Below are 986 nucleotides of genomic sequence, written 5' to 3' on the forward strand. Positions count from 1 at the left end.
AAGCGTTTCGCTATCGAAGACCTTTACGCCACCAGGCGTGTAGTTGGAAACAGCTACTAAAGATCCATCCTGACTAATGGCACCGCCAATACTATTACCGCTTTGAATCACTCGCTTACTGATCTCTTCAGTCAAGATATCGATCTTGCTTAAGCCACCATCGCGACCAAATACATAGGCGTACCGTTCGTCACGAGAAAAAACAACGGAAGCGTGCGAAAGGTCTCCCAATTGATCTATGCTGCCGACGGGCTTCTTGTCACTGGTATCGATGATCTTTACGCTTCCAGTAGCACGTTCAATAATGACGCCCATGTCACCTGTTGCCCTGGGCTCCGTCTGGGTATGCAAACAAGTACACGCCCCCAAACTAATACTTAGTAAGGCCACTGCAAGGCTTTTAATTCGCATCTATCATTTCTCCCGACTTCAAAGCTTTAGCAATCCAGTTAGCATCCGCCTCAGACAAAATAGCTTTCCATGGGGGCATTGGCGTTCCAGGGCGACCATGTAGGATGACAGCCATTAAGTCTTCAACCGAATATGCCTTGATATTTTCCGGCAACAAAGCCGGGCCTAAACCACCTTTAAACAGCATCCCATGACATGATCCACAGTCTTGTTTCACTAAATAGTCCAGTTCCAGTGCACGCTCTTCAGAAACTTTCAGCTCAGCTTTTTTAACAATAACCTTGCCCCTCATCTGTGGATGAGGTCCGCAGCGATAGTCAAAGACACCAGCGCGATCAAATAAGCGTTCAACGCTTTCTTCGGGCCAGAAGTATTCACCTTCAGGCTCTCCCAAACCTTCAAACCATACGCTGTGATACTGCCTCTTCTCGACATTCAGCCAACGCACCGTATCGCCAATATTGACTGTTACAACTTCCGGTATGAAACGCATCTTGTGTGTCTTTACTTCAACAAGTTCTGCAGATGAGACGCCCGCCAGCAACAAGTTCGCGAATAGCACTATTGCCAATCCC

At 47.6% G+C, this 986-nt stretch carries 2 protein-coding genes; both read right to left on the minus strand.

Translation table 11 applies throughout. The features are described from left to right. Positions 1-411, minus strand: a 411-nt coding sequence (locus A3735_RS04690; RefSeq protein WP_304439960.1) for a cytochrome D1 domain-containing protein, incomplete at its 3' end; no start/stop codon positions are given. Then, on the minus strand, positions 401-986 hold a 586-nt coding region (locus tag A3735_RS30280; RefSeq protein WP_231882389.1), incomplete at its 5' end, for a c-type cytochrome. The genes A3735_RS30280 and A3735_RS04690, both read right to left, overlap by 11 nt.

It is taken from the genome of Oleiphilus sp. HI0061 (assembly GCF_001635675.1).